We start from the raw sequence: 25,303 nt of genomic DNA, 5'->3' as shown, positions 1-25,303 counted from the left end.
AAGACGAACCATCCAAAATCGACGCTTGCAAAACCGTAAACTAGCCGCTTAAACTTAACCCAACAAACGAGGCCATCACTCCGCTAATCTACTCACCCATCAGTGCCAAATGTTCTGACGACGGACAGTTTCGAGCTCGTTTGTGGGCGGTAGCTCGGGGATCAAGTATGTAGGTTTTAACATGTCACTCCCGATATGTTAAAAATTCTCGGAAAACTTAACACGTTTTCCGGATGTGTTCAATAATCAGCTTCGACTTAACATATGCAGGCGAGGGGCGGGGCTCACAAAGTGCGGTCCTTCATCCAGTTCGGGATATCGAAGTGCACCCAAACAGCAAGGTCATGTGGTCAAAACTCTTCAGCGCTGACCAACACGTAACTTAGCCCGGTATGTGCGCAGCCTAACCGTCAAACCCTGTTCGAAACAGGTCGCCCTTAACCCAAGGCTGATCATCATTGGCGGGCTCGTACCGTGATCCACCATCTGGGCCGCTAGAGGGCAGAAGCTCAACGGTCCAGAGTGCGAGAGCGGCGCGCTTTTCTTCCAGATATCGATAACGATTGTAGACTGCCCGCACGCCGCCGATACGGTGACCCAGAACGCGCTCAATCAAGATCTCGTCGACGCTCAAGCGGGCCATGTGGGTCGCGACAGTCCGCCGAAGGTCGTGCAGCGTCCAATGATCCATCACGCGTCCAAGGCGCTTCTGACTGTCGTCTTTTAGCTTTTTCAGCGCTGATGGCGTCACCGTGTAAAGTGGACGATATCCATTTGTTGAAGAGATCAGGAAGTCACCATCCTCGTGCTTTGGGAGATTGTTCAGGATATCGAGCGCGCGGGGAACCAAAGCGACCACAGTCAGGTCACCAGTCTTGTAGCTTTTGCCGGGAACCACGATGCAGGAGTTCACAGTGTCCACCCAAGAAGTTTGGACGCTGGCGATTTCGCGAAGTCTACAAGCCGTCAACATAAGTAACTGGACCAAGGTGCCACTTGGATAGCCCATTTCACCCGCGACGGCCCAGACGGCTCGTGCTTCGGCCATAGAGAGGACGCGTTCGCGTGCCGTAAATCTGGCCGGTGCCTTAATGCCGATTAGGGGATTAAACTGGATGCGCCCGGAATCTACAGCCCAGTTCAGCATGCTTGATAGCCATTTTCGTGTCTCGATGGCGGCGGCTTTTGATTTTCTTGAAAGGAGACGATCAAGCTCCTTTGTAACCTCTTGCTTGGTAATCCCCTCCGGCGAGCGATCACCCCACTTTGGCCGAATGAACTCCTTGAAGACCCATTTGGCTGTCCGCTCACTCTTCAGTCTCGGGCTGACGTGTGTCTCCATGTACGCGTCGGCGAGCATGTTGATCGTATAGATTGCGGAGGTGTCTGCTTCCGCCTGCCGCTCGATTTCATTAGCGGGATTTATGCCTTGCTCGATATCGGCGATCATCAAGGCTGCTTTAGCCCGCGCCTCCCGCAAGCTCACATAGGGATAAATTCCCAAAGTCAGCCGATAGAATTTTCGACCGGCCAATTTCGTACCGCGACTGGTCGTTCCACTGGCTCCTTTTACCACATAGCGGAAAGTCCAGGTCGGGTGGCGCGTCGGTCCTACACGAAGATAGAGACCCGGTATCGAGCCGTCTGGCAACTCCATCCGGGTGGTTGGTGGGTCGGCAAGTAGGGCTCTCATTTTAACGTCGGTCAGCATAGTGAAGCCTATCCATCGATATGTTGTCGGACCCAAAATCAGGTCCAACAGGCATCGACAGATTCAGCCCAGATGGAGTTTGACCAAGGTCGTACGGCCTCTGGGCAGGCACAAATCGTGCCAGCTGCATGCGAAACCATTCGAAACGCAACGAAACCGAAAGACATATTATCATATTGAAAAAATGATGTTTTTGTCCCGGTTTCATCCCAAATTGAAACGCATGTAAACCCCATGAAACAACCTAAAGTTGGTTCCCAAGCTGAATGTCGTGGGTTCGATTCCCATCGCCCGCTCCAGTTTTCTGTTATGGGACTGGTGGGGTCATGGCAGTCCGAAGTGCGGAGCAAGGCAGGGCGCGGAGTCCGCTTTCGTTAGCCTAGAGAATTCCCCCTAGGATCAGTTCAATCTGCGCCTCGATCCCAGCCAGAATGGCGTCCAGTGTCAACGCTTCGTCAGATATGAACGCGTAGAATTCTGAGTTCCCAACATTAAAGATTAGCCGAGAGATGACGTCTCTATCCAAAGCAGGATCGAGCTTCCCATGTTCCTGTAAGCTGCCGACATGACGTGCAATGTTCTGAAACATCAGGCTTTCAAGGTCATGATAACCTCGGTCACCATCATATGGCGCACGGATGGCGTCGGAAGCAAATTGTCGGATCAATCTTCGATCATATTCACTGAACCAACGAAAATATTGTTCCAGTAGAGTGAAAATCACCTTGCAAGGACTCTTGTCCAATATTGTGGTGAAATTCGCTAAATAAAAGTCTCTTATTGAGAAATCTGACCATAGCACGCCAGACAATAGGGCCGATTTATTGGCGAAATAATTGTACAAGGTTGCCGGAGCGATGTCGGCTTGGTCGGCAATCGTTTCCATAGAGGCACTGTCGAAGCCAACTTCTTTGAAGGCTTTTCGTGCAACTGCAAGGATGATTTCGCGTCGCTCTTGCTTCTTACGCTCTCTGCGACCCAAAGGCTGCTGGTCATTTTGCCTGCGCATATCTCGTCCCCGTCGCCTTACCAAATATGTTGGCCGATTTATCCCCTTTGTTCAATTCCCGCCGGACAGTTACCCGCCATCTAAAATTAGAGTTACTATAAATATCTTGACGCTATAAAAATCATGCACTAGCGTTCGCGAATAACTTTGGACCCGCGAGGTGAATTATGATTGATAGGAATCGCGCAGCGGCACTCCTGATCGCAACGGCACTTTCACCTTTGCCGGCATTGGCGCAGCGGAGCGACAGCGGTGCTGCTACCGGCAAAACGGATATCGCCGACGTCGACGTGATTGTTGTTACAGCCCAGAAACGCAGCGAGCGGCTTCAAGATGTTCCAATTGCGATGGAAACTTTGGGCCGCATTGCCATCGGCAATGGGCCCGTTTCAGACATTACCAATATCCACTTGGTTTCGCCCAGCGTTTCAGGCTCAGGGAACTCCAGCGCCCAGCCCTTAATCGCAGTGCGTGGTATCGTTAGTAACGACTTTTCTATCGGTGGCGACCCTGCATTGGGGATTTATGTTAATGACGTCTACACAGGTCGTTCGTCGGGCGCAGTCCAAGAACTTGTCGATATTGATCGGGTTGAGATCGTCAAGGGTCCGCAAGGCACATTATTTGGGCGCAACACGACAGCCGGCGCGATCAGCATTTATACCGCAAAGCCAAGTCTCGGCGAGGTTTCCAGATCTGCAGAAGCAAGCGTAGGGGACTTCGGCGCCGTCCGCGCATACACGATCATCAATGTGCCAATGAACGATCAGGCCGCTTTTCGTGCGTCGGCTGTCTATAATCGCCATAAGGGTTTCTTTGAAAACAAACCGGGTGGCAGAAATCTCGACAAAGTCGACCATCTTGCCGGCCGCGCGGCGCTCAGATTTCAATCGGGATCGCTCGATGCAATCTTGACGGGCGAGTATGAGGCTGACCGTGACGACGGGCTGGTGGCCAAGAGCTTAACTTTTCCTGTACCGGGTGACGATGATCCCGGGGCGGCAAAGCCGCCGGTGTCCATCAATGCTCCGATCCGTAATCACCGCGACCTTTACAGCGTTAACTTGCGGATTGAGGCACCTCTTGGCAAGCTAGACTTCACGTCAATCACAGCAGTGCGGGGTTACCGAATACGTTATCTTGAGGATACGGATAGTACTCCACTGACCCAGATCCATTTCGGCTCCCGAGAGCGGCAAGATGCCTTTAGCCAAGAGTTTCGTCTGGCTTCGCCCTTTGAAACCTTCCGTTGGACCGCCGGGGCGAGCATTTATCAGGAGCGGATCGCTGCTGATAGCCGCGCGATCTACGACGAGGATGGTGTCTGCACCGGCATCCTTGGCAGTCGCGTGCCAATAGACTGCGATAACGCCCTGCGCGCCTTACCCTCTCCTATTGGCGGTGCCACCAGCTTCTTTGACGATCTATTAGCGATTGGCGCGGTGACCGACCCCTACAAGGGTGCGGTAGGACAGTTTGAGGCTAATCGGGCCAGAGGCGATTATCTGAGTTTTGGCATATACGGCGATCTTACTTTGGACCTTACTGACTCGTTCAGCATTACAGGCGGTCTAAGGTATAGTCGCGACCGTAAAGACGTGAACGTCAGTGCCCTTCCGTCATCCAACCTGCTGACATTGATTAATGGGGGTAACCTCTATTTACGGGCAGGCACTCAGCGAGCATCAAAGACGTGGGACCAATGGCAGCCCCGACTGGTGGTCTCGTGGAAACCTGTCAACACCTTAAGTACCTATGCGAGCTACACCCGTGGATACAAGTCGGGTGGTTTCAACGTGCTCCAGCCCGGCGACCCAGCTTTTGATCCCGAGCGCGTGGCGCAACTCGAGGCTGGTTTGAAAGGCGCACTGTTTGATCGAAGAGTAAGGTACGACTTGGCTGTCTTTGAATGGCGCTACAATGATCTTCAAGTTCAGGTATTCGAAGGCGGACTTCCGATCGTTCGTAATGCAGGTCGTGCTCGCGGCCGAGGACTTGAGTCCTCGGTGACCCTAACGCCGAGGAAACATCTGGATGTAACGATTGCGGCCTCATATCTGGATGCAATCTACACCCAGTTTCGTTTAGGCAATGCTGTTGATTATACAGGTAATCGGCTGCCGCTGGCACCGAAGTTTTCGGGACGTGTGGGTATAGCCCTCCATGATTTGCCGAATCTAGACGGCATTTCATTCCAAGCCGATTTTGTCCATCGCAGCCAGCAATTTTTCTCGCCGGACGGCGGCGTCCTCCGCCAGCCAGCGTACGGCCTCCTCTCAGCCCGGGCAGCGTACCAATTCCCCGGCTCGGGTCCGGAGATATTCTTGTCCGGCGAAAATCTCGCCAATGTGCGGTACGCGACTACGGGACAGACCATCGATGCAGTCAATGTAGCTGTTCTTCGGCTCGGCGAGCCGCGCAGGATCGCGCTTGGGGCTCGGCTTCAATGGTAATGGCTCGCAAAGACCGGGAAAGGAATGGGCGCAGGGTGCTTGTAGTCGGAGCTGGCGGATCCATGACCGGCGCGTTTTTGCGTGCGATGGAGCAGACGGCGCCGCCCGATTTGCATTTCGACCTGCGTGACCTCAATGAAGACGCAGCCTTGGCCGCCGCTGAACGCTTTGGGAATGAACGGGCACGAGCTTCGAGGTTGGACCTCTTCGACGAGCCTGCGTTGCAAGCCGCTGCAGCCGGCGCTGCTTTTGTGGTTAATGGGGCTGGTCCATTCCACCGAACGGCGGCACCCGTGCGCCGAGCTGCCATAGCGGCGAAAGCGCATTACTTCGACATTGACGACGATGTCGAAAGCGCGCGTGAAGCATTGGCGATGTCTGAAGACGCCAAAAAAGTGGGCGTGGCGCTATTTGTTGGCTGTGGCGCATCGCCCGGTTTAACCAATGTCTTAGCATTGGACCTGGTTCGCCGTCTGGATCAGGTGAAATCAATCGACGTCGCTTGGTGTGTCGGTGATGAAGGCCCTGTCGAACTTGGTCGATCCGTGATTGCCCATACGCTGCATATGGGCGCGGGTGATTATATTGGCTGGAAAGACGGAGCGCCGGTTGAGCGACGCAGCTTTGCGACAGCACGGCGGCTGCCCTTACCAGGTTTGAAACGCCAACCATTCTACGAATGCGCGCACCCTGAACCAGTGATGTTGGGCACCAGCTTTCCACAAGTCGCGGACGTCACGTGCTGGGGGACGCTTCATCCAGCGCCGCTTAACGGAATCATCCGCGGCATTGCGGAGGCGGAACGCGCTGGCCGAATTGATACTGAAGCAGCAATAGAGTTTCTGCGTGCGGCCATCGCAGGCCACCCAACTGCCCCATCTTCGGAAGAGCTGGCCATGGAAGGTGTAAGGCGCCAGATCCGTGAGGGAGAAATCAGTCGTTTTGACTATTGGTATTTTATCTTTAACGCACTGTTGAAGCGGCAATATCCTACGCAAGCGGCGACTGCCGCGCTAGCTTGTGGAACGATTGATGGCAAACCAATTGAACTCCTTCGCTATATTGATAGCACATCGCCAGGATCGCCCCTTAAAAAGATGGAAATTGCCACTGGATGTGCGGAAGCGGCATTCTTTCTTGAAGCGCTCGAAAGTGGGGCGGCCGCGAAGGCGGGGTGCTTGTTTCCTGAGCTTTGGATCGATCCAGCGGCCTTCTATCGCAGGCTCGACAGCTGTCTGCCACCGGGGGCTGGGGATTGGCTTGGTCCGGTCTTGTGCAGGCCGATCCAAGACCAACACAAACACAATCCTAATGCCGCAACCTTCGGATGGCAGCTTCTTCATAACAGCGGACGCACCGAAACAACGCTCGGTCGCTTAGACGACAAGCCATGACTCCCGAAGATTTGCTGGCCAATTTTAGAGTGACAATCCTCCTTTGGTGGGGCTTGGCGAATATTGCTCTAAGCGTCGCAGCCCTATTGGTCGCTCGCCGGTTCTGGCGTGGGGCTTTTGTCGTCAATCTAATCTGGAATGTTTTTACGCTTGTCACTTGGGCCGCCATTCAGCTTGGATTTGCCGGCGCAACAGGCGCTCTCCAAGCCAATGAGGCGATGCTTTTGCTATTATGCGCCAGCATTGGCCTAGACGTTGCGATGTATAGCCTTTGCGGTGCTTGGCTACTTGTAACTGCGCGCAGTCGAAGGTCTGAGTTATGGAAAGGGGCTGCTTACTCTTTTTGGTTCCAAGGCATCATCCATCTGACCAATTCCTTCCTTTGGTTGGCGGACTGGTTAGCGCTTCGCGACGGCGTACCGTCACAATCCTAATGGTTTGAGCAAAACCTTCGCAATGATCCCTTGTGTGTTTGAATTCTACCGACCCCCGCATTGTCTGCAAGGATGGTCAATTTGATGGAGCTCTCACGATGAAAGAAGCTGTGCCGGTGGCCCCTGATTGGGGTGGTCGCTACCAATTGCCAGGCGGAGTCTATGCAGACTGGCGCCATGATCCAAAAGCCCAGCTCGCCTATGGCGCTTTTCCGACTCGGCTTGAGGTGACGTTGGTCTGGGTGGCAGCCCTCGCACTTTTCGCATGGACGGCCACAGCGGGTGCTAGCCACAGTTGGAGTTGGTGGCAATGGGCGATTGCCGCATTTCTCGCGATGGACATTGGCGGTGGAGCAGTCGCCAATTGTTTGAACTCCGCTAAGCGTTTTTACCACGCGCCTCCGGCGCTGACAGACGACACCCTTTCAAAATTGGCGCGTCGTCCGTTGGTGTTTGCTGCGATCCATATTCACCCCGTCATTGCAGCCCTTGCCTTTTCCCCCGCTATGCTTGCTGCCAGTATCGGTTGGTTCGTCGCCTTGTTTATCGGTTCAGCGCTTGTGAGGGCGGTGCCCCTTTTCCTCGCGCGACCGGTCGCGGCTTTGGTAGTTACCGGCGCGATTGTTGTATCGTCGCGAACAGGTTTTATTGTTGGCTTGGAGTGGCTGCCCGGCGTTTTATTTCTCAAGATTGTTCTTGGCCATATGGTTCGTGAAGAGCCCTATGGAAGTTGAATCCGTTCATATCCTGTGGCTGCAGGGTGACCTGTGACATGGTGCAGCTAAGGTTTTCCTTGACGATTCCGTATTCCATGGTTGGTATGAGGACCATTGGGCCCGCTGTCTCGCTCGTGTCCAAATTAGTTTTAGGGCAAGGAGCTCAACATGAACTCAAAACACTTGCTGGTTGCAATCGCATGGTGTTTTTGGTTAGGAGCCGGGCCCGCACAGGCTGGTGAGGCCTATGCCATTATCGACATGCATTTTCACGCAGATCGCCCCGATGCCGAAGGACCCCCGGGTGGTAAAATCTGTGCGCCTTATGGGGAGTGGGCACCTCGCGATCCGGGCAAGCCGATTGACGTATATCTCGATTGGTTTACTGGGAATCCTCCCTGCAAAACCGTGCTGACGGCTCCGATGGAGCCAGACGAGCTGCGCGATCGGGGAATTGCGATTCTAAAGCGCTATAAGATTCTCGCGCTTGCGGGTGGAACGCCTGAGACGGTCGAAGATTATCGCAGCCACGCGCCCGATAATATTTGGTCATCGGTCGGGTTTGGCGACCCAGACAAATTCCCCAGTATTGAGTCGCTGAGAAAGCTCCATGCCGAGGGTAAGCTTCAGGCGATTGGTGAGATTACGGCGCAATATGCAGGCATTGCGCCGAACGATCCCCGGCTTGAGCCTTATTTTGCTCTTGCTGAAGAACTCGATATCCCAGTCGGAATTCATCTGGGGCCTGGTCCGCCAGGCACAGCCTATTTTGCCACGCCGGGCTATCGGGCACGTGCGGGCGATCCATTTTTGCTGGAAGAGGTTTTGGTTCGCCATCCACGTTTGCGCGTCTATGCGATGCATGCAGGCTGGCCCATGGGCGAGGCGATGATCGCCATGCTCTATGCGCACCCGCAACTTTATGTCGACATTGGGATTTTGGATTATGCCTATCCCGAAAGCGACTTTTACTCTTACCTCAAGCGCTTTATCGACGCGGGCCTAGAAAAGCGCATCATGTTTGGCTCTGACAATATGGTTTGGCCAGATGCCATACCCATTGCGATAGAGCGAATCCATAAGGCACCATTTTTGACGGCACGGCAAAAGAAACTGATCTTGCACGATAATGCCGCCCGCTTCTTGCGCATTGAGGGATAAAGAACACAGTCGCAATAAGCTGCGCTTTGCCTACCCGCCACATTTGACTAAGTTGAACTGGATTTCATTTTTCAAATCGAAACCTTTATGTGTGCATACTCTCTTTGAAATGTCGTGTGCCATACTTGCGAATTGGCTTGTGTGCACACTTTGGGATTTGAAGGTGATTGCGTGCGCGACATTGACCGAGCGCCAACCAGTGGCGTCACCTCACCCAAATCCATGGCGCATCGCGCGTTAAATCGCCTGCTGGATAAGGCTGAACAAAGTAGCACGCCTAGTTTGCATGCGGTTTTGCTGTTCATCATTGTCCTCAGCAGTTGCATTGTCTCGATGGCGCTCGGGTTTTTATTCATCGGGTTTTTTGATGTTACGCATCAAATTGGGATCATCGCGCTGATTGGGTTGGTGGGCACTGCCGTCCCGCTATTGGTTGGCTTTCCATCGATCTTGTTTGCCTCAGCTATGATCAACAAGACGCGTGGCATGCGCTCGGCCCTAAATGATGCCAAAATTGCTGCAGAGCTTGCTAACCAAGCGAAATCAGAATTTCTCGCAAATATCAGTCATGAAATCCGTACCCCGCTCAATGGTGTGGTTGGCATTGCAAAAGCCATGTCCATGCTCCCCATGCCTGATAAACAACTTGAAATGACGAACCTCATTCAGGCTTCCGGCGAGACCCTTCAAAGGTTGCTCGATGATTTGCTGGATGTCTCCAAGATCGAGGCCGGAAAACTCGACGTACAACATTTGGCCTTCGATCTTGCGAGTGAAGTTGAAGCAGCGGCCTTTTTGATGCGGGAACGCGCCGATGAGAAAGGCCTCCGCTTTGATGTGACAATTGAAGACGATGCGCGGGGCATCTATGTTGGGGATGCGATGCGTCTTCGTCAGATCGTCTCAAATCTTTGCTCCAACGCCGTGAAGTTCACCCATACAGGCAAAGTCTCCGTCAAGGTCATGTCGATTGCGGCATCAGGAAAACTGCCGAATATTCGCATCGAAGTGACGGACACAGGGATCGGGTTCGATCAACTTGCTCATGGACGATTATTTGCCCGATTTGAGCAGGTGGATGGTTCGATCACCCGTCAGTTTGGCGGCACCGGTCTTGGCTTAGCCATTTGTAAGGCGCTGACACACATGATGGGCGGCAGCATTGAGGCTCGCTCCGAGCCCGGGTGCGGCAGCACCTTCACGGTGGACCTCGCGATACCGCGCAGCGATCAGGCCGCTGGCGCGTCGGTTATCATGGGCCCAGCTGCAAGCTCGACACCCAGTCTCAGCCACCTCATTGGCGCATCCATTCTTGTCGCCGAAGATCATCCCGTTAATCGTCGCGTTGTGGCCATGCTGCTTGAACCGCTTCAAGCCCAGATCACCTTTGCCGAAAACGGGCTCGAAGCTGTTCGCGCGTTTGAGGCCCAAGCCTTTGACGCCATTCTGATGGATGTTCATATGCCCGAAATGGACGGGCTTAGCGCGATACAAGCGATCCGCGCGCTGGAACAAAAAACCAGGCTCGAAGAACGCCGATTGCAGTGCTCAGCGCAAATGCCATGGCGCGAGATCTGCAGGCCTCCCTCGAAGCAGGGGCCGACCACCATATTGCAAAGCCCGTGACGCCAGACACATTATTTAACGGCCTGTCCCGAATTCTCGCCCCGCAGGATCAGCCAGAAGCCGAGAGACTTGCAAACTAGGCTAGGCCGCAAGCGGATTTGACGATCTCTTCGCTTGCTTCTCTTTCTCGCTCAACAAAACCAATACATAGCCATTTGAAGTTCTGCTTGACCAAAATGCATTCGAAGGATGGAATGCGCCGCAGAGTTTAATCATCTAAGGCAGACATCATGAGGCTTCTGGCAGGATTTATCGCGCTACTCTTGTTGGTGGCAGCGGGTCTTGCGGCTATGGAATTGGGCTATGGTCGCGACCCTTATATGGCTGGCAAGTTACCAAAGAAGCATCCTGAATTATCTTTTTCTCGCTACGCTATCGGTGACACGCTTGGCAAACCAAGCCGCTGGTCAATCCTGTTTTGGTCGGTGCCAAAGCCAATATCAAAGGCGGCCTGCCAAAAGCTAATCTACGAGTCTTGGGATGACGATTACGACTGCCCTTATACCGATGTGAGCGGGCTTCAGTACCTTGTCTATGAAGACAAGATTACCGGTGTGATTTTGGAACCCAAGGATGGGCGTTGGACGTATGTGCTACCATTTGGCCTGACCTATGATCGTCCATTACCTTTTGATTTGAAATATAAAAATGGTTTGGAATCGATGCGCAAACACTTTCAAACAGCGCAAGTAAAGGTGGAAGATGGTCCCTTTGAAAGACATATGGGGTATGGGCTGTTCTGGGAAGTCGATCCAACGAAAAATCTGTTGGATTCCGATTACGCCCAAGTGGTTCTGGGAAAAGCGGGGGAAGTCTCGCTGATTAAAGTGGGTTATTGGGACATCAACTAAGGCCTTCATATCACCACCCCGCATGCCGCCTCTGTGTTTCACCAAACGGCATAGCACATTGCTAACTTGGCCTTTCTGCCTTTATGAATGACACGAGTGGTTCGCCACAGTGTTCGACGCAAAGGACGTGATGACATGACCAAGCTAAACATCCTCAAAGGTCGGCCAGAGCCGTCGGTTCAAACGGTGTTTGCGGCGGATGTGATTGCGCCGCCTGCGGTTATGCTAAAGGAAAGCCCACCTGAGGGGCTGAGCACGGACGATATTTCGATTGAGCGCTACTTCTCAAAAGATTGGCACAACCAAGAGATTGAGAAAGTTTGGCGCAAGACGTGGCAATTGGCCTGCCGCGTTGAAGAACTGCCCAATGTTGGCGATCATCTCGTCTATGAAATCGTGCATTATAGCTTGATTGTGGTGCGCACAGCGGCAAACGAAATCCGCGCCTATATCAATGCCTGTTTACATCGCGGCACCTTGTTGCGCACCACAGGTGGTTGTGTTCAGCAGTTTCGCTGTCCGTTCCATGGCTTTACGTGGGACTTGCAAGGCAAGCTGACCCACATCCCGCAAGATTGGGATTTCGAGCATGTTGACCGGTCAAAAATGACCCTACCTGAAGCCAAGGTCGGGCTGTGGGGCGGCTTTGTGTTTGTGAATTTTGATCCTGAGTGCGTGCCGCTGGAAACCTATCTCGAGATTCTACCGGAGCATTTTAAAGCCTTCGCACTTGAGGATCGCTATAAGGCGACCCACGTCGCCAAAGTGCTGCCCTGCAATTGGAAGCTTGGCATGGAGGCTTTTATCGAGAGCTACCACGTACCCTTCGCCCATCCTCAAGTTACCGCTTATTACGGCGATTCCAATACCCAATATGACATCTGGCCTGGTGTTCGCCATGTAAGCCGAATGTTGGCGGTACAAGGCGTTCCAAGCCCGGATGCCCAAAACATAACGCCGCAAAAGACGGTCGATCACATTCGCCGCGATGTCCCCTTCTATGGCGGGAAGCCGATTGAGCTGGAAGAAGGCGAGCCCGCTCGCCCCAAGCTAGCGCAACGCGCGCGGGAGAAGATTGGACGTGCAGCCGGTCGCGATATGACAAATCTATCGGATTCTGAAGCGCTGGATTTGATCGAATATCTTCTCTTCCCCAACATGGTGCCTTGGGGCGGGCAGGCCCTGCCGATCTGCTATCGCTTTAGGCCTTATGGCGACGATCCAGAGCGCTGCGTCATGGAGATTATGCTTCTGTTTTCCAAAGCAGAAGACGGCAGCCATCCCCCGCCAGCGCAAATTCAGTGGCTTAGGGAAGACCAAAAATGGGCCGACGCCGAAGGACTGGGTTCAGCGGCTATGGTGGCCGATCAGGATACTAACAATCTGATGCGCATCCAAAAGGGCCTTCGCACAACCCGTAAGCCAGGCATTACCCTCGCCCGCTATCAGGAAAGCCGCATCCGCCACTTTCATAACACCCTTGATGACTACATGGCGAAGTAAACGGGCCCCAAGCAGCCTTTACTGAAGGCTGTTGATGCGCACAGGCATAAGTAGGGGCCTGGCAAAAGCCCCCGCTTTTGCGCGGAGTATGAGGGCGGTATCAAAGGCTAAAACGTTACGACGACGGCAGCATAGCCAAAGAGGGTTCGCCCTTGCTTGGGAGCGTTGGGGGCGGCCTTGGCAAAGCGACCGGGAAATAAGGCTGATGCTCCAGTTTCAGCTCTCACGGTGCCCGGCACCACCCAATAGCGCATCCGACTGTCCCAAGAATGGCCAATAAAGCGGCCTGACAAACCCGATGGGTCTTGCAGTCGCGCATCGCTCCACAGGTCAGTTGCACGCGCCAGATACGCAGCTTTATAGGATAGTCTGAAGTCTAATTTTTGTGATGGTGCAAACTCCACCCGTGCACCTGGCGCATTGAGATTGGCTGGCGTCAGAGGTCCATGAATGCCAGTGTTGCCAAGGTCTGTCCGCCGACCACCAAACAAACGCTCAAATCGGTCAAAGCGCCCATCCGTTGGGCTTTTATCACCGCTGGCAAAGTCGTAATCGAGAGCGGCGCGCCAGTTCCAGTCACTTTTGAAATTCCAAGCCCAATGGGCATGGAGTGTCCAAGCATTGACATCAAGGTCACGAACATCTGTCGTCGCATTTGTGGCACGTCGCGATCCTGTGCGCCACGATGCCTCGACTTCAAAGTCGGATCGCCCTTCCTTCGGTGCACGAAACACACGAAACCCCGGCTGGACGTAATCACGATTGGGCGTTGCAAAGTCCTTGGTGTCGCGCTCTTTGAGGCGGTAGATGAATCCCTCAATCCAAGTGTCGGGAACCAGTGCTTCTAGGGCTTTTGGATGGCGATAATGTGCGCCCCAAAATACGCGCCCCCATTCTTCTTTATCGGCAACGACTTCATTGCTGGCCAATTCGGGGAAGGTCGATGGCAGACGGCCAACAGGCGACACATAGACCACATGCCATTCACGCCCGCGCGCTGAGACGCTGCGCCAATAGGCCCCCGTATAGGAAAAAATGACATTCGCCATCTCCACGCGTTCGAGGACGCGACGGCTGCCGATATCTAACGTTTGCCGTCCTAAAGTCAGGCTTACATCCTTTTGGCCGAGTCTGCCATCAAGATCAAAGCGCACATAGGCCTGCAAGACGTCTAGTGCATTGACATTGCTGGTGGACAAGGGCGTTCCTGCATCATCCAGCTCAACCCGAGAGTCTTGAATTTCCACGCCCAATGCGACGTGCGGCAGCTCCAATCCTGCAAGACTGGCCTCGGCCAATACCAAGGTTCGAAACGCTAAGACCTGATCGCCACCTTTTCCGCCAGCACGAAACTGACCGTCCAATGTCTCATAACGTGCCCTTGCTTCCCCGCGCAACGTTACCCAATCTGGGAGTTCTAATGCTTGATCGAGCTTAAAGTGGGCTGGAGGCATAACTTGCGATGCTGCCAGATCGGGTGCCATTAAAGGCAAACTGAACAACAGCCAGAGCAGGGGTCTATAAGGCATAAAGCGCGGCCTTCTTGACTAAATCCGATAATTCTGGAATTCTAGTAGCATGAAAGATCAAGAAGCCATAGAGGCTTTATCCGCGCTTGCACATCCCACACGTTTGCAGGTGTTCAAGCTATTGGTTCAGGCTGGCGCGCTAGGCGTGCCGGCTGGGGATATTGCGCGCCAAGTGGGCGTTCCTGTCACGACGATGTCCACCCATCTGGGCATTCTAAGCCGCGCTGGTGTGATCCGCCCAAGCCGCGAAAGCCGCACAATCTACTACGCTTTAGATGTTGACGGCACACGCGACCTGTTCGCCTTTCTGATGGCGGATTGTTGTGGTGGACGGCCTGACTTGTGCCAGCCAGTATTTGCGGCCGCCGACCTTGTGTGCTGTGCACCAAACCCAACTGAAGTGGCCGAACATGAACCTGTTTGAGCGCTATCTTACGCTCTGGGTTGGTCTTGCCATCCTTTTGGGGATTGGCTTGGGGCAGGCGTTTCCTGCCGCATTTAGTTCGATTGCATCATTAGAAGTGGCTAAAGTGAACTTGCCAGTCGCCGTATTGGTTTGGGCGATGATCATCCCGATGCTATTGCGGATCGATTTTCGTGCGCTCGGTGGCGTTGCCACCCATTGGCGGGGGATCGGGATTACGCTTTTCATCAATTGGGCGGTGAAGCCGTTTTCGATGGCGGCGCTTGGCGCGATTTTTATTGGCTGGCTGTTTCGCCCGCTTTTGCCGCCCGAGCAAATTGAGAGCTATATCGCAGGCCTTATTTTGTTGGCTGCCGCGCCCTGCACCGCCATGGTATTTGTGTGGAGTAACCTAACCAAGGGCGAACCCCATTTCACGCTCAGCCAAGTGGCGCTGAATGATGCGATTATGATTGTCGCGTTTGCGCCTATCGTGGCGCTATTGCTGGGCTTATCGGCCATCACGGTGCCTTGGGAGACACTTGTTCTTTCCGTAGGCTTATACATCATTGTGCCCGTCGCGGTGGCACAAGTTGTTCGTTGGTTTCTGCTGCAATCTGGAGATCCCTCGCGCTTGGAAGGCGCGCTAAAAGCGCTCGGCCCGGTTTCGATGACAGCCTTGCTCGCGACCCTCGTTTTGCTGTTTGGCTTTCAAGGCGAGCAAATCCTGGCCCAGCCCTTGGTGATCGCGCTTTTGGCGGTACCAATCTTAATCCAAGTCTTCTTTACCTCTGGTTTGGCTTACTATCTCAACCGGGCCAGTGGCGAGGCCCATTGTGTGGCCGGCCCATCTGCCTTGATTGGGGCCAGCAATTTTTTTGAGCTTGCGGTTGCTGCTGCCATCTCGATTTTTGGCGTTAAGAGTGGGGCGGCCTTAGCGACAGTCGTCGGGGTCTTGATTGAGGTTCCGGTCATGCTAGCCGTCGTCGCGATCGTGAACCGAAGCCGCGATTGGTATGAGCGTGGCAAGGCCGTGCAAGCAAGGCTGAAGGCAAACGCGCCATGAGTGATTTCTTTCCCATTGTTATCTTCCACAACCAGGATTGCGGAACTTCGCGTAATGTTCTAGCGATCCTCCAAGCCGCGGGTTATGCGCCGGAAGTCGTTGCCTATCTGCAAGCAGGTTGGACGCGCGGGGGGCTCCTGAGCCTTTTTGCTGCAGCAAACCTTACGCCAAGGGCAGCTTTACGCGAAACAAAATCGCCGGCTCAGGACTTGGGGCTTTTAGAGGATGGTGTAACCGACGAAGCCATCGTCGCCGCCATGCTGGATCACCCGATCCTCGTCAATCGCCCATTGGTTGCCACCCCTAAAGGGACCCGCTTATGTCGGCCAAGTGAGGCGGTTTTAGATCTTTTGGAGCGCCTGCCGAAAGGGCCATTCTACAAAGAAGATGGCGCGGTCTTGATAGATGAGAACGGCCTTCGCGTCGGTTGAGTGGCTGGATCAGGAAACTGCGCCGTTTGTGACCTAACACCAGCGTGAACGCCCCTTAAGCAAAGAAAAATGGTTACTAGCACTTGGGGCGACCTAGCGACCGACCCCGCATGCCTCTATGCCCGCTTGGCTGCTACTACGGCACTCAAACCTTCCAATAGGCTTTGGCTGATGGCTTCTTGGCTTGGCTCTAGCGATGCCAGCAATTGTATGGTCTTGCCATGCACGCCGATGGCCTCCCAATCCCATTTACCGGCACTCATGATTTCATGTACTTCACACAGCGATTGTGCGGCGCGAGAGACCCAATCTGCTTTTACGAAGCTCGCGCTTGAGATGATTTGGGACGACATCTCATAGATTGTGCGAATGGATGCTGGGTCTTTGGCTCGCACGATATCGGTGAGCTCTTCGATCTGGTTGTGCATCACCACTTCGAACTCTTCCTGCATCAAGTCGATATTCAACTGGCTGCGGCCTGCCAGTTCTTCAACTGGCAGTTTCCCGACTTTCGCAAGTTTGCGTTTCAAAGAATTATGATTTGGTTTGGTCGTCATAAAAGGTTTACCCGAACTGGTTTCAGCATATCGTCTATCTTACTTTGATCGAGATTCAGCCCAGCAATCTCACTTACGTTTGCATCCAGATCCGTGGAACGGCGTCCTTGTGTGATCCCGATGGGTAGGCCGCTGGCCCGTACCCGGCGGTCAGGTCCGCGGAACGTTGGCGTATTGACCAAGTCGCGCATATCCTGAGCGAGCCATAAGATCCGCTGTAGCAAAATCCCGGGCGCCACAGGCTTGGCCACCACAAAACTCGCACCAGCATCGCGGTACTGGGCGATTTGAAGCTGGCTGGCATGGCCGGCAACGGCGAGGATTGGCGACTCGGATTTTTCACCCTCAAATTCCATGCGGAACCTGCGGGTGATTTCGATGCCGTTCATTTCGGCGGTTGAGCAGTCGAGTATAATCAGGTCGATGGAATTGACCTTGTGAAAGTCAAAAGCTTCTTCGATCGTGCGCGCCTTTAAGCGCTTGGTCATGCCAAAGCCAGAGGTCACGGCCGAAAGCATATCCATGGTGTGGGGGCCATCGGTCAGTAAAATGGCCGTTAAGCCCGTTTGGGTTGGGGTCGCGGATTTGCAACTCACGCCATCACGCCCCCCTTAGCCTATCTTTGGGTTTGCTAGCTTGACTGTCCGGTGGGCGAAGGCCTCCGGATTGTTCGGCAGCCTGTCGGTAAACCGATCAACCATTTGGGCTAAGGGCAGTTCTGCAACCGCGCGCTCAAACGGTATCTCTTGCGACAGCCCGGTCCTCGGCGTCGTCAAGCCACCGAGAACTGTAGCGCCTTCATCCATCAAGAACTTTTTTGCAAAGGCGGCAATGGTGGCACCCACATCGCAGAGGCCTTGGAACATCTTGCCACTGCCAAACACTTTGGCTTCCAGCCGCGACTTAATCGCGCCTAACGACATCTTATCATTGATCAAAAGCTCTGCCAAATAGGCACCATAGCGGCCATGCGAATCCTGAACGGAATCCGGCTTCTCGGGCAAAAAGAAACGGTTCATCCCGCCCATTTTTGCGGTGGGATCATAGCGACAAATAGATAGGCAACTGCCCAGAATTGCGGTCAGGAACACCTCAGTGTCAACACTGGCGTAGTGTTCGCCCTTGTTCACATGGACGCGCTTTGCAAATCTTAAGACGTCTGCTTTCAAGCTCATGTTAGCTTTCCAAAAACACTTTCAAGCTTGGCTTTGAGCTGAGCAGTGGTGAAGGGCTTTACCAAAAAGTTGTTGACGCCGAATTGCACTGCGCGCTGAACCAGCTCCGCATCCGCACGACCGGTCAGCATTATAAAGGCCGTATTGGCGACAGGTGGGTGGGCCCGGATCGCGCGCAAGAAGGCCAACCCATCAATCTTAGGCATGTTGTAGTCAGAGATCACAAGATGGGCAGGTTTACCAACTAACTCACGTAAGCCCGCCTCTCCATCGGCAGCTTCGCGAATCTCCTTGACCCCAATTTGGTCTAGGCACGTCTTGACTAAGAGCCGCATGGTGCGGCTATCATCGACAACCAAAACGTTCAATGCGCTGGCGGCTGGCATGGTCGGGTTCCCTAGTTAAGATCTTTTTCGATGGAACAGGTTGATAGAATAGCTTCTGCGATCCTGCGCAGTTGTGCTTGCCGCTCCTATAAAAAGTGGTGTCGCTGAGCCCAAAATGCTTTTTCAAGGTCCCAAGTTAGCATCACATTGACGTTGTCTAGATAATAGGGCTTGCCGTCTGCTGCACCTTTATGGGCGGCGACCATCTCGCCGATATATTCAGCTTCAATCAACAGGCTGGTGCCGCGCAGATTATCCAAAGGCTTCTTACCTTCAGCGAGAACGGGTGTGGCGGCCTGAACCAAGGTCAAAAGACCTGCAATGGTCAAGGTTTTTATCTGGCGCTTCATAACCTGCCTCCCCCGCTTTCAAGCGATCGACGCGTCTTCGAGAGGTTCCGCACCTTATTATTTTGTTAGTGGTGGGTCCCAGTGGCCGAAGATCAAAAGTTTGATCGAAGCCACCACGATCACGCGAATTTTTGCTTCCGAAAGTCCCACGATTGCTCAGGATTGAGCCATTGAAATCATGGTGGAAGCTAACTCTAGAATGCTTAATAAATGGATATAACTGGATGGTGTTTGAAATATTGGCGTGGTTGTATTGATTTTTTCAATACATGAGCATCATAAAATCTATCCAATTCAACGTGATAAATGCCAATATCGCTAGGCTGTTTGACTTGTGGTTACCTCATGAAATTACATCCTTGCCAAGCGACCTGATTCGTTTGCGCGACCAGCGGCACACTTGCGGCCTGTTTATTTATAGTTTGAATTTATTGAATTTATTCCTTCAGTAAGTTTGTCTTTACGCGAGCCCGCCCTACATCAAGCTCGTGCTGTTCCATCTGTCGAACAGTCACGGAGAAGAAAATAAAATGTTAACTGTTGGTGATACCCTCCCTGAATTCACCGTAACCGCGTAAGGCCTGGTTTCAAAGCCCATGAAGAAAACGGCGAAAGCGCTTTCTTCGATATCACCCAGAACAGCTTCGAAGGTAAGTGGAAGCTGATCTATTTTTACCCAAAAGACTTCACCTTTGTTTGCCCAACCGAAATCGTTGGCTTTGACAAATTGGTGGGTGAGTTTGGTGACCGCGATTGCGTCGTGCTTGGCGGCTCAACCGACAACGAATTCTGCAAGCTGGCGTGGCGCCGCGAGCACCCAGATTTGGCGAACCTGAAGCAATATGCCTTCGCAGATACCAAGGGTGACTTGGTCGATGGCTTAGGCGTTCGTGAAAAGGATGCAGGCGTTGCTTTGCGCGCAACCTTTTTGGTCGACCCAAACAACATGATCCAGCACGCTTCGGTCAACAATCTGAACGTGGGCCGCAACCCGGACGAAATTCTGCGTTTGCTCGACGGTTTCCAAACCGACGAATTGTGCCCGTGCAACCGCCCAGCTGGCGGCGCTGTGCTCTAAACGAGATGCGTCGGATGGCCGGCGAGCCTGTCGATCCGACGCCCTTTCTTGATCTACCTACCCAAGGATTTCCCCATGACGCTCGAACAATTGCGCGAACTCATTCCCGACTATGCGAAAGACATCCGCTTAAACCTCGGCTCGTTAGCCAATGAGACGACCTTGACCGACCAGCAAAAGTGGGGTGCTTTCTTGGCCTCTGCCATTGCGATTGGTCAGCCCCAAGTCATCAAAGCTTTTGATCAAGAAGCTGCAACGCGCTTAACACCACAAGCTATTGAAGCTGTGCGCGCCGCTGCTGCCATTATGGCAATGAATAATGTCTATTACCGCTCGCTACACTTGTTGAGCAATCATGAGTACCAGACCCTACGTGCGGGCTTGCGCATGAATGTGCTGGCCAATCCGGGCGTTGAGAAAGTCGACTTCGAATTGTGGAGTTTGGCGGGCTCGGCGATCAATGGCTGTGGCATGTGCCTCGATAGCCATGAAGTTGAGCTGAAGAAGCATGGGGTTCCAGCCCTCAACATCCAAGCGGCCTTGCGCATTGCGTCGGTCGTTGCTGCGGCCAGTGCGGTTCTTCGCTCGATCCAGTAACTGATGCTGTATCATCTACCCGTTTAAGGGGTGCACTGGTTTTTGGCTGGTGCGCGCTTTTTTTAAAAGTCGAAGCTGATCTGATCGGTGGACTTCTTGGCGCTCTTTCGCGCTTGTGCCTTGGCCTGTGTTACCTGCTTGATCCCAGACTTGCGACTGCCATGCTGTTCTTGAATGACATGAGCCAGCGCCCTGTGCCCATCGGCCTTGCGGACGCGATGGATTTCTGCGCGCGCGAACGCCCCCGCCGCCACATGGTCGACTAAAGGGGCGGGGTAGGACTGCGGCACATCGTCTGCCAAAGCTTTCCACGGCTCATGGATAAGGGCGGTGGGCAAATGAGCCAGTTCTGGCACCCACAGTCTGGTGAAGGACCCTTCCGGGTCTTGATCAATGGATTGTTTGACCGGATTATAGATGCGCGGAGTGTTGATCCCTGTCGTGCCCGATTGCATCTGCGCTTGGCTATAATGAATGCCGGGCTCAAAGTCGGTGAAACGACAGGCAAGCAGGGTAGCGGGTAAGCGCCAGTCTAGCCAAAGATGATAGCTCGCAAAGCTCATCACCATCGCGCGCATCCGGAAGTTCAGCCAGCCCGTTGCCGCTAGCGACCGCATGCAAGCGTCAACAAAGGGAAAGCCAGTGCGACCTTCGATCCAAGCTTCTGCTAGCGCTCTATCTTCCGGTCGCTGTGGCCGAAGACCTTCATAAGCAGGGTGCATGTTTTTGATCTGAATCTCTGGCTCATCTTCCAATTTCTGGATGAAGTGGCAGTGCCAGTGCAGGCGCGCCAAGAAGGACGCGATGGAAGCAGCATAGACTTTGTCACCTGCCGCTAAGTGGCGCGCTTGGGCGCGGCTGGCAGTCTGATAAGCCTCGCGCATGGAAACGGTGCCAAAGGCCAAATGAGGTGACAGGCGAGAGCACGCCTCGGCGCCTTCAGCGGGATTAGACATGGCCTTCCGGTATTGCCGCCCTCGCACTAACAAGAAGCTTTTCAAAAGCAAAACAGCTTCACGCCTGCCGCCCGTCTGTCGATTTGGGCAAAAATCATTGGCGATGTTGAGGCTTTCGGCGTTGGGCAAAGTGGTGCTTGGCACCGCAGCGAAGCGGATCGCCTCTGGGGCTTCGACAGGCGCAGTCGCCATCATCATGTCCCAGCGTTTCGCCCAACCATTGCGTGTGCTTGGGCCGCGCCAGACACCGTGCTGGCGCGTTTCCAACACGGCCACACCAGACCGCTTGGCCCATGCTCGCACCTCTTTGTCGCGCCGATAGGTCCAGAGAAGGCCCGTTTCCTCATATGCATGAATGGCGCGGATGCCATAGCGAGCATGCAAACGGGCAAAGACTTCACACGCCTCGCCCATTTCCACCACTAAACCTGCCCCCCGCGCCTGCAGAGCCCCATCTAAGTCGGCCAAACATTCCGTAAGAAAGTCAAAATGGCGCCCGGAAAGTTCAGGTTGAACCCACAGATCGGGCTCAAAAAGATAAAGTGGCAGGACCGGATTGCCGCTCTGTTGTGCCGCCAGCAAGGGGGCGTGGTCGTGCACACGCAGATCGCGCTTAAACCAGACGATCTCGATCATAGGTGCCCCAGGTCGCGCACCAAATTGGGCAATTTCTCTTTCAGTTTGAAGAACCCCCGGGTTGCCAAGGGCCACGTCCGGCTATCCCAAGGTCGGCGCAGACGCACTAGCCGGATGCCATGTTCGGCCAAGGCGCGTTTTAAATCTGCCAAATGCCAAGCGATTGGCCCGACTGGCGCATAAGGTGTTGCGATCTCGCGCACGCCCAAACCCTGCGCCCAGTTCAGCGCCTCGTCTAGTGAGGTCATCTGTCGAGCATCTACATTGAATGCGTGTTCGAGGCGGATGCAGGCGTCTTGTTCCGCCCGGCGCAGAAACTTGTTCTTGGCCCCATCTGCAGGGCCAATCTCAGGCACCTGCAACAGGCCAGCGCCCATCACTTTCGCGGCCAACGGCAGCGACTCTGGATGTAGATCGTCACCATGCAGCAAGAGCCCAACGCGTTCTTCAAACAAAATCTCACCGTTGGGCAGGGTACCGGGGCCGGTTTCCAAAAATGGTTCGCCTATGGGCAGCGCGTTTTCGGCCAGTTGGCCAACAGGGTTAAAGCGCGCCGAGGTGTGGGTCTCAATATTGCTGGCGCGTGCGACGTAGTGCTTGCCCTTGGTATGTAGCCCTGCCACCCAGCGCCACGACAGGGTATTGGACGCCACATCGGCGTCGAGAAGATGCTTAAAGAAGAAATCCGCCCCCAATTGCCAGGGCAATTCCAGCGTGAATATCCAGATACTGGCAAACCACATCCGCGCATGATTGTGCAGCCAGCCCAAAGTGGTGAGTTCTCGAACCCACGTATCAAAGCAAGCTATACCGGTCTCGCCCCTCTTGGCGCGCGTAAGTCTTTGCGCGAGTTCATGATTTTCTGAGACCACTTGATTGAGGGCGAGGCGGTCTTGATTAAAGCGCGTCAGCACTTGCGGCCGCATCTCCAGCCAGCCCTTCCAATAACTGCGCCAATAGACTTCTTGGATGAATTTCTCTGCCTTCACATGGCCATGGCACGCCATCACTCGGCTGACGACTTCTTCTTCGGTGATCAATCTGCGCGCGAGCCAAGGTGAAAGGGCGGACACGTTTGATCGGTCATCTGGCCCCAGGTCGCTATTGCGCGCCCGGGCGTAGGCCGTGCCGGCTGCCGGCAAAAACGCCTCTAAGCGCCCTAGGCCAGCCGCTCGCGTCCCCGTCCAATCAACGCGGCTTAAGGGCTGTGGGGTGGGGTCAAACGGAAAAGGCGACATGGGGTTAGATACGCAGTGGGCGAAGCATTGGTTCAAGGATTGGTGTGAAAAGGGGGTGGGCCAGTTCTCCCGTCATTCCCTGCAATGTGGACCGGTTTAAGGGTGCTTTTGGTTCAAGCTATGGCTATGCTCTCCCACGCCAAAGAACGGACCTGACTATGAAAGACTTTATCCTGCTGATGCATGCCGACACCACCAGCCCAGAGCGCGATGAAGACTGGGAACCCTATATCGGTCGGCTGATCGAGATGGAGAGCTTTCAAGGTGGCAGCTCTATCGGGCAGGGGCAGGCGTTTCGCAAACATGGCGATGCGGCCGCTCTGACCCGCCAGCTAACGGGTTATATCAAAATCCAGGCTGAGAGCCTCGAACAAGCTAGTGAAGTCTTGAAGGGCAACCCGACCTATGAAGCAGGTGGTACGGTGGAAATAAGGGAATTGGTTGTTTCTTGAAGTAACCATTTTCCGCCCGTTTACCTGCTCGTATTCAGCTTAAAGTGATCGCTGTTGAAAATATTTGACGGCATCTGACCTTATGGTAGTGCGGAATTATGATGAATTTCACTAAACTTGTCCCCATACTCTCGATTTTCTTGAGCCTTTTGATCCCCGCAATGCCGCTTGCTGCAGAGCCCGCTGCGCAAGCCACTGCACCGGTCGAAAGTCCGGCCGCTGCGCCTGCCGCCAGCATCGCTTCCATCCCGGCTGGCACGCCGATGGATATCGAGATCACCGAACTGCTTTCAACCAAGACCAGCAAGGTCGGTGACAGGTTCGCATTGAAGCTCGCCCAACCCCTCAAAATTGGCGATAAAATTGTTGTCCCTGCTGGCATACTGGGGACAGGTGAAGTGATCGATGTCGGTAAGCCGGGCATTGGTGGTAAGCCAGGTAAGCTTGTTATTGCAGGGCGTTTCTTGACGCTAAACGGAACCACAATCGGCATTCGCGGCCTACAATTGCGGCCCATAGGCGGCGAAGACAGAAGCAATGTTGTCATGGCTACCAGCTTTGTCCCCTATCTGGGCATGGCGAGCTTTCTGATCCAGGGTGGGCATGTTGAAATTCCAGCTGGGGCTTGGGCGACTGCGAAGCTTACGGCCCCATTTGTTCCAGCAGCCGCTGCCACGGCACCGTGATTGATTGACCGCTAGGCCCAGTCAGCTTCGCACTTCCTTTTCCTCATCATAGCTTTTGGAGATTCGCGCTATGAAAACTGCAACGACGAACAAGCCTCAATTTGATATTCGGGGGCTTGTCGCCACCGTCAGTTTAATGGCTTTTTCCATGGCCGGTTCAACCGCCTTTGCTCAAGCGGCAACGGCGACACCGCCTGCTGATCCTGCGCCCGCAGCAGCCCCACCGGCAGCGGAAGCGCCACCAGCACCACCCGCGGCTGAACCCGCTCCGCCGCCCGCCGAAGCCACTCCAGCAGCTGCGCCAGAAGCGCCACCAGCTCCGCCTGCGCCCGCGACAGTCGCCTTCCCCGGTCCTAACCCAATCATGGCTCCCCCCGAAGGCAAGGGCCAAGTGGTCTTCTTCCGCCAATCAAAATTGACTGGTGCTGCCCTTAGTTTCTCCATCCGCGAAGGCGACACGGGCATCGGCAAGCTGCAAAATGGCAGCTACTTCGTATACGTGGTTGACCCTGGCCCACGCGAATTCAACATTCAATCGGAAGTGACCGATACACTTCGGTTGGAAATCGAACCCGGCGAAACCTATTTCGTAGTCCAGTCCATCACGATGGGTATCATGATTGGCCGTCCGATTTTGACGCCATCAGATGCTTTGACTTTCCAAAACAAGAAGATGAAGGTCACGACTGCGGTTGCGACAGATCGCAAGCCAAAGAAATAAGTCCAACGCTCAATTGATTCTTGGCCGAACAGATATGGGGGTGCATTCCGAATAGTGGATGCGCCCCTTGTGGGTTCTGTAGGTGGCACATGGCTTCATTCAATTTCGTAGGTTGAGTTGCATGTGTTTGCGTTTCTCCCTTTTTACACCCCGCCCAAACCCCCATGCCACAAGGGCTGTCGCC

The 25,303-nt window shown here is 54.1% G+C and carries 25 protein-coding genes and 1 pseudogene; 16 read left to right on the top strand and 10 right to left on the bottom strand.

Going from position 1 to position 25,303, the window contains the following annotated elements; all coding sequences use genetic code 11:
* Positions 1–403 precede the first annotated feature (403 nt).
* On the bottom strand, positions 404–1,711 hold the full coding sequence (locus ACIQ20_RS04510) for a tyrosine-type recombinase/integrase (RefSeq protein WP_395777776.1): 1,308 nt from the start codon (positions 1,709–1,711) through the stop codon (positions 404–406).
* A gap of 379 nt (positions 1,712–2,090) precedes the next feature.
* Positions 2,091–2,720 carry a TetR/AcrR family transcriptional regulator gene (locus ACIQ20_RS04505; protein ID WP_395777774.1) on the bottom strand — a complete coding sequence of 210 codons (630 nt, stop codon included), beginning with the start codon at positions 2,718–2,720 and terminating at the stop codon, positions 2,091–2,093.
* A gap of 167 nt (positions 2,721–2,887) precedes the next feature.
* Between ACIQ20_RS04505 and ACIQ20_RS04500 the strand changes: the two genes are divergently transcribed.
* The 8 genes from ACIQ20_RS04500 to ACIQ20_RS04465 all read left to right on the top strand — a co-directional run bounded on the left by ACIQ20_RS04500 (position 2,888) and on the right by ACIQ20_RS04465 (position 12,858).
* Positions 2,888–5,173 (top strand): TonB-dependent receptor, encoded by a 2,286-nt coding sequence (locus ACIQ20_RS04500; RefSeq protein WP_346382493.1) that lies wholly within the window; start codon positions 2,888–2,890, stop codon positions 5,171–5,173.
* Positions 5,167–6,567 (top strand): saccharopine dehydrogenase family protein, encoded by a 1,401-nt coding sequence (locus ACIQ20_RS04495; protein WP_395777772.1) that lies wholly within the window; start codon positions 5,167–5,169, stop codon positions 6,565–6,567. Before ACIQ20_RS04500 ends, ACIQ20_RS04495 begins: the two co-directional genes overlap by 7 nt.
* Positions 6,564–7,001, top strand: coding sequence for a DUF6992 family protein (locus ACIQ20_RS04490; protein WP_395777770.1), 438 nt, complete (start codon positions 6,564–6,566; stop codon positions 6,999–7,001). Before ACIQ20_RS04495 ends, ACIQ20_RS04490 begins: the two co-directional genes overlap by 4 nt.
* 98 nt (positions 7,002–7,099) lie before the next feature.
* Positions 7,100–7,735: a hypothetical protein gene (locus tag ACIQ20_RS04485; protein ID WP_346382495.1), complete on the top strand. Its 636-nt coding sequence runs from the start codon at positions 7,100–7,102 to the stop codon at positions 7,733–7,735.
* A gap of 150 nt (positions 7,736–7,885) precedes the next feature.
* Positions 7,886–8,878: an amidohydrolase family protein gene (locus tag ACIQ20_RS04480; protein ID WP_290806127.1), complete on the top strand. Its 993-nt coding sequence runs from the start codon at positions 7,886–7,888 to the stop codon at positions 8,876–8,878.
* Between the two features lie 171 nt (positions 8,879–9,049).
* Positions 9,050–10,504 (top strand): ATP-binding protein, encoded by a 1,455-nt coding sequence (locus ACIQ20_RS04475; RefSeq protein WP_395777767.1) that lies wholly within the window; start codon positions 9,050–9,052, stop codon positions 10,502–10,504.
* Between the two features lie 290 nt (positions 10,505–10,794).
* Positions 10,795–11,355, top strand: coding sequence for a hypothetical protein (locus ACIQ20_RS04470; RefSeq protein WP_395777765.1), 561 nt, complete (start codon positions 10,795–10,797; stop codon positions 11,353–11,355).
* A gap of 135 nt (positions 11,356–11,490) precedes the next feature.
* On the top strand, positions 11,491–12,858 hold the full coding sequence (locus ACIQ20_RS04465; RefSeq protein ID WP_395777763.1) for an SRPBCC family protein: 1,368 nt from the start codon (positions 11,491–11,493) through the stop codon (positions 12,856–12,858).
* A gap of 107 nt (positions 12,859–12,965) precedes the next feature.
* Here ACIQ20_RS04465 and ACIQ20_RS04460 read toward each other — a convergent pair whose 3' ends face one another.
* Positions 12,966–14,387, bottom strand: coding sequence for an alginate export family protein (locus tag ACIQ20_RS04460; protein ID WP_395777761.1), 1,422 nt, complete (start codon positions 14,385–14,387; stop codon positions 12,966–12,968).
* 49 nt (positions 14,388–14,436) lie between these two features.
* On the opposite strand from ACIQ20_RS04460, the gene ACIQ20_RS04455 reads away from it, so the two are divergent.
* Genes ACIQ20_RS04455 through ACIQ20_RS04445 form a run of 3 tightly spaced genes read left to right on the top strand, consistent with a single transcriptional unit; the run spans position 14,437 to position 16,287 of the window.
* Positions 14,437–14,811, top strand: a complete 375-nt coding sequence (locus tag ACIQ20_RS04455; protein ID WP_395777759.1) for an ArsR/SmtB family transcription factor — start codon at positions 14,437–14,439, stop codon at positions 14,809–14,811.
* Positions 14,798–15,856, top strand: coding sequence for an ACR3 family arsenite efflux transporter (arsB, locus tag ACIQ20_RS04450; RefSeq protein WP_395777757.1), 1,059 nt, complete (start codon positions 14,798–14,800; stop codon positions 15,854–15,856). Before ACIQ20_RS04455 ends, arsB begins: the two co-directional genes overlap by 14 nt.
* On the top strand, positions 15,853–16,287 hold the full coding sequence (locus ACIQ20_RS04445) for an arsenate reductase family protein (RefSeq protein WP_395777755.1): 435 nt from the start codon (positions 15,853–15,855) through the stop codon (positions 16,285–16,287). The genes arsB and ACIQ20_RS04445 overlap by 4 nt, the downstream gene beginning before the upstream one ends.
* 116 nt (positions 16,288–16,403) lie before the next feature.
* Here the strand turns inward: ACIQ20_RS04445 and ACIQ20_RS04440 are convergent, their stop codons facing one another.
* The 5 genes from ACIQ20_RS04440 to ACIQ20_RS04420 all read right to left on the bottom strand — a co-directional run bounded on the left by ACIQ20_RS04440 (position 16,404) and on the right by ACIQ20_RS04420 (position 18,755).
* The gene (locus ACIQ20_RS04440; RefSeq protein ID WP_395777753.1) at positions 16,404–16,844 is read right to left on the bottom strand and encodes a hypothetical protein; all 441 of its coding nucleotides are present in this window, start codon (positions 16,842–16,844) and stop codon (positions 16,404–16,406) included.
* Positions 16,841–17,440 carry a response regulator gene (locus ACIQ20_RS04435; protein ID WP_395777751.1) on the bottom strand — a complete coding sequence of 200 codons (600 nt, stop codon included), beginning with the start codon at positions 17,438–17,440 and terminating at the stop codon, positions 16,841–16,843. The genes ACIQ20_RS04440 and ACIQ20_RS04435 overlap by 4 nt, the downstream gene beginning before the upstream one ends.
* Positions 17,441–17,455: 15 nt before the next feature.
* Positions 17,456–18,019 carry a chemotaxis protein CheD gene (locus ACIQ20_RS04430; protein WP_395777749.1) on the bottom strand — a complete coding sequence of 188 codons (564 nt, stop codon included), beginning with the start codon at positions 18,017–18,019 and terminating at the stop codon, positions 17,456–17,458.
* A complete protein-coding gene (locus ACIQ20_RS04425; RefSeq protein ID WP_395777747.1) occupies positions 18,016–18,405 on the bottom strand; it encodes a response regulator in 390 nt (129 codons plus the stop codon). The genes ACIQ20_RS04430 and ACIQ20_RS04425 overlap by 4 nt, the downstream gene beginning before the upstream one ends.
* A gap of 86 nt (positions 18,406–18,491) precedes the next feature.
* Complete coding sequence (locus ACIQ20_RS04420) at positions 18,492–18,755, bottom strand: hypothetical protein (RefSeq protein ID WP_395777744.1); 264 nt, start codon at positions 18,753–18,755, stop codon at positions 18,492–18,494.
* Between the two features lie 530 nt (positions 18,756–19,285).
* On the opposite strand from ACIQ20_RS04420, the pseudogene ACIQ20_RS04415 reads away from it, so the two are divergent.
* Together ACIQ20_RS04415 and ACIQ20_RS04410 are read left to right on the top strand one after the other, a co-directional pair.
* Positions 19,286–19,833: pseudogene (locus ACIQ20_RS04415) on the top strand (peroxiredoxin).
* 75 nt (positions 19,834–19,908) lie between these two features.
* Positions 19,909–20,430 carry a carboxymuconolactone decarboxylase family protein gene (locus ACIQ20_RS04410; RefSeq protein WP_395777742.1) on the top strand — a complete coding sequence of 174 codons (522 nt, stop codon included), beginning with the start codon at positions 19,909–19,911 and terminating at the stop codon, positions 20,428–20,430.
* 62 nt (positions 20,431–20,492) lie between these two features.
* On the opposite strand, the gene ACIQ20_RS04405 is transcribed toward ACIQ20_RS04410, so the two are convergent.
* The gene (locus tag ACIQ20_RS04405; protein ID WP_395777740.1) at positions 20,493–22,022 is read right to left on the bottom strand and encodes an FAD-binding domain-containing protein; all 1,530 of its coding nucleotides are present in this window, start codon (positions 22,020–22,022) and stop codon (positions 20,493–20,495) included.
* Complete coding sequence (locus ACIQ20_RS04400) at positions 22,019–23,260, bottom strand: FAD-binding domain-containing protein (protein ID WP_395777738.1); 1,242 nt, start codon at positions 23,258–23,260, stop codon at positions 22,019–22,021. The genes ACIQ20_RS04405 and ACIQ20_RS04400 overlap by 4 nt, the downstream gene beginning before the upstream one ends.
* A gap of 158 nt (positions 23,261–23,418) precedes the next feature.
* Here ACIQ20_RS04400 and ACIQ20_RS04395 point away from each other — a divergent pair, with 158 nt between their 5' ends.
* From ACIQ20_RS04395 to ACIQ20_RS04385, 3 genes are all read left to right on the top strand, one after another.
* Complete coding sequence (locus ACIQ20_RS04395) at positions 23,419–23,712, top strand: hypothetical protein (protein WP_395777736.1); 294 nt, start codon at positions 23,419–23,421, stop codon at positions 23,710–23,712.
* Between the two features lie 98 nt (positions 23,713–23,810).
* Positions 23,811–24,398, top strand: a complete 588-nt coding sequence (locus tag ACIQ20_RS04390; RefSeq protein WP_395777734.1) for a hypothetical protein — start codon at positions 23,811–23,813, stop codon at positions 24,396–24,398.
* A 70-nt stretch (positions 24,399–24,468) separates the two neighbouring features.
* The gene (locus ACIQ20_RS04385) at positions 24,469–25,119 is read left to right on the top strand and encodes a DUF2846 domain-containing protein (protein ID WP_395777732.1); all 651 of its coding nucleotides are present in this window, start codon (positions 24,469–24,471) and stop codon (positions 25,117–25,119) included.
* The last annotated feature ends 184 nt before the right edge of the window (positions 25,120–25,303 follow it).

Origin of the sequence: Aquidulcibacter sp. (assembly GCF_044346625.1) — a bacterium.
Lineage (GTDB): Bacteria > Pseudomonadota > Alphaproteobacteria > Caulobacterales > Aquidulcibacteraceae > Aquidulcibacter.
Note: the sequence above shows the minus strand (reverse complement) of the source record. Positions and strands in the feature narration are given on the sequence as shown.

Excerpts from the sequence above, each read along its gene's own strand:
- ACIQ20_RS04510 (WP_395777776.1), bottom strand. The coding sequence starts at position 1,711 with ATGCTGACCGACGTTAAAATGAGAGCCCTACTTGCCGACCCACCAACC.
- ACIQ20_RS04505 (WP_395777774.1), bottom strand. The coding sequence starts at position 2,720 with ATGCGCAGGCAAAATGACCAGCAGCCTTTGGGTCGCAGAGAGCGTAAG.
- ACIQ20_RS04500 (WP_346382493.1), top strand. The coding sequence starts at position 2,888 with ATGATTGATAGGAATCGCGCAGCGGCACTCCTGATCGCAACGGCACTT.
- ACIQ20_RS04495 (WP_395777772.1), top strand. The coding sequence starts at position 5,167 with ATGGTAATGGCTCGCAAAGACCGGGAAAGGAATGGGCGCAGGGTGCTT.
- ACIQ20_RS04490 (WP_395777770.1), top strand. The coding sequence starts at position 6,564 with ATGACTCCCGAAGATTTGCTGGCCAATTTTAGAGTGACAATCCTCCTT.
- ACIQ20_RS04485 (WP_346382495.1), top strand. The coding sequence starts at position 7,100 with ATGAAAGAAGCTGTGCCGGTGGCCCCTGATTGGGGTGGTCGCTACCAA.
- ACIQ20_RS04480 (WP_290806127.1), top strand. The coding sequence starts at position 7,886 with ATGAACTCAAAACACTTGCTGGTTGCAATCGCATGGTGTTTTTGGTTA.
- ACIQ20_RS04470 (WP_395777765.1), top strand. The coding sequence starts at position 10,795 with ATGGAATTGGGCTATGGTCGCGACCCTTATATGGCTGGCAAGTTACCA.
- ACIQ20_RS04465 (WP_395777763.1), top strand. The coding sequence starts at position 11,491 with ATGACCAAGCTAAACATCCTCAAAGGTCGGCCAGAGCCGTCGGTTCAA.
- ACIQ20_RS04460 (WP_395777761.1), bottom strand. The coding sequence starts at position 14,387 with ATGCCTTATAGACCCCTGCTCTGGCTGTTGTTCAGTTTGCCTTTAATG.
- ACIQ20_RS04455 (WP_395777759.1), top strand. The coding sequence starts at position 14,437 with ATGAAAGATCAAGAAGCCATAGAGGCTTTATCCGCGCTTGCACATCCC.
- arsB (WP_395777757.1), top strand. The coding sequence starts at position 14,798 with ATGAACCTGTTTGAGCGCTATCTTACGCTCTGGGTTGGTCTTGCCATC.
- ACIQ20_RS04445 (WP_395777755.1), top strand. The coding sequence starts at position 15,853 with ATGAGTGATTTCTTTCCCATTGTTATCTTCCACAACCAGGATTGCGGA.
- ACIQ20_RS04440 (WP_395777753.1), bottom strand. The coding sequence starts at position 16,844 with ATGACGACCAAACCAAATCATAATTCTTTGAAACGCAAACTTGCGAAA.
- ACIQ20_RS04430 (WP_395777749.1), bottom strand. The coding sequence starts at position 18,019 with ATGAGCTTGAAAGCAGACGTCTTAAGATTTGCAAAGCGCGTCCATGTG.
- ACIQ20_RS04425 (WP_395777747.1), bottom strand. The coding sequence starts at position 18,405 with ATGCCAGCCGCCAGCGCATTGAACGTTTTGGTTGTCGATGATAGCCGC.
- ACIQ20_RS04420 (WP_395777744.1), bottom strand. The coding sequence starts at position 18,755 with ATGAAGCGCCAGATAAAAACCTTGACCATTGCAGGTCTTTTGACCTTG.
- ACIQ20_RS04410 (WP_395777742.1), top strand. The coding sequence starts at position 19,909 with ATGACGCTCGAACAATTGCGCGAACTCATTCCCGACTATGCGAAAGAC.
- ACIQ20_RS04405 (WP_395777740.1), bottom strand. The coding sequence starts at position 22,022 with ATGATCGAGATCGTCTGGTTTAAGCGCGATCTGCGTGTGCACGACCAC.
- ACIQ20_RS04400 (WP_395777738.1), bottom strand. The coding sequence starts at position 23,260 with ATGTCGCCTTTTCCGTTTGACCCCACCCCACAGCCCTTAAGCCGCGTT.
- ACIQ20_RS04395 (WP_395777736.1), top strand. The coding sequence starts at position 23,419 with ATGAAAGACTTTATCCTGCTGATGCATGCCGACACCACCAGCCCAGAG.
- ACIQ20_RS04390 (WP_395777734.1), top strand. The coding sequence starts at position 23,811 with ATGATGAATTTCACTAAACTTGTCCCCATACTCTCGATTTTCTTGAGC.
- ACIQ20_RS04385 (WP_395777732.1), top strand. The coding sequence starts at position 24,469 with ATGAAAACTGCAACGACGAACAAGCCTCAATTTGATATTCGGGGGCTT.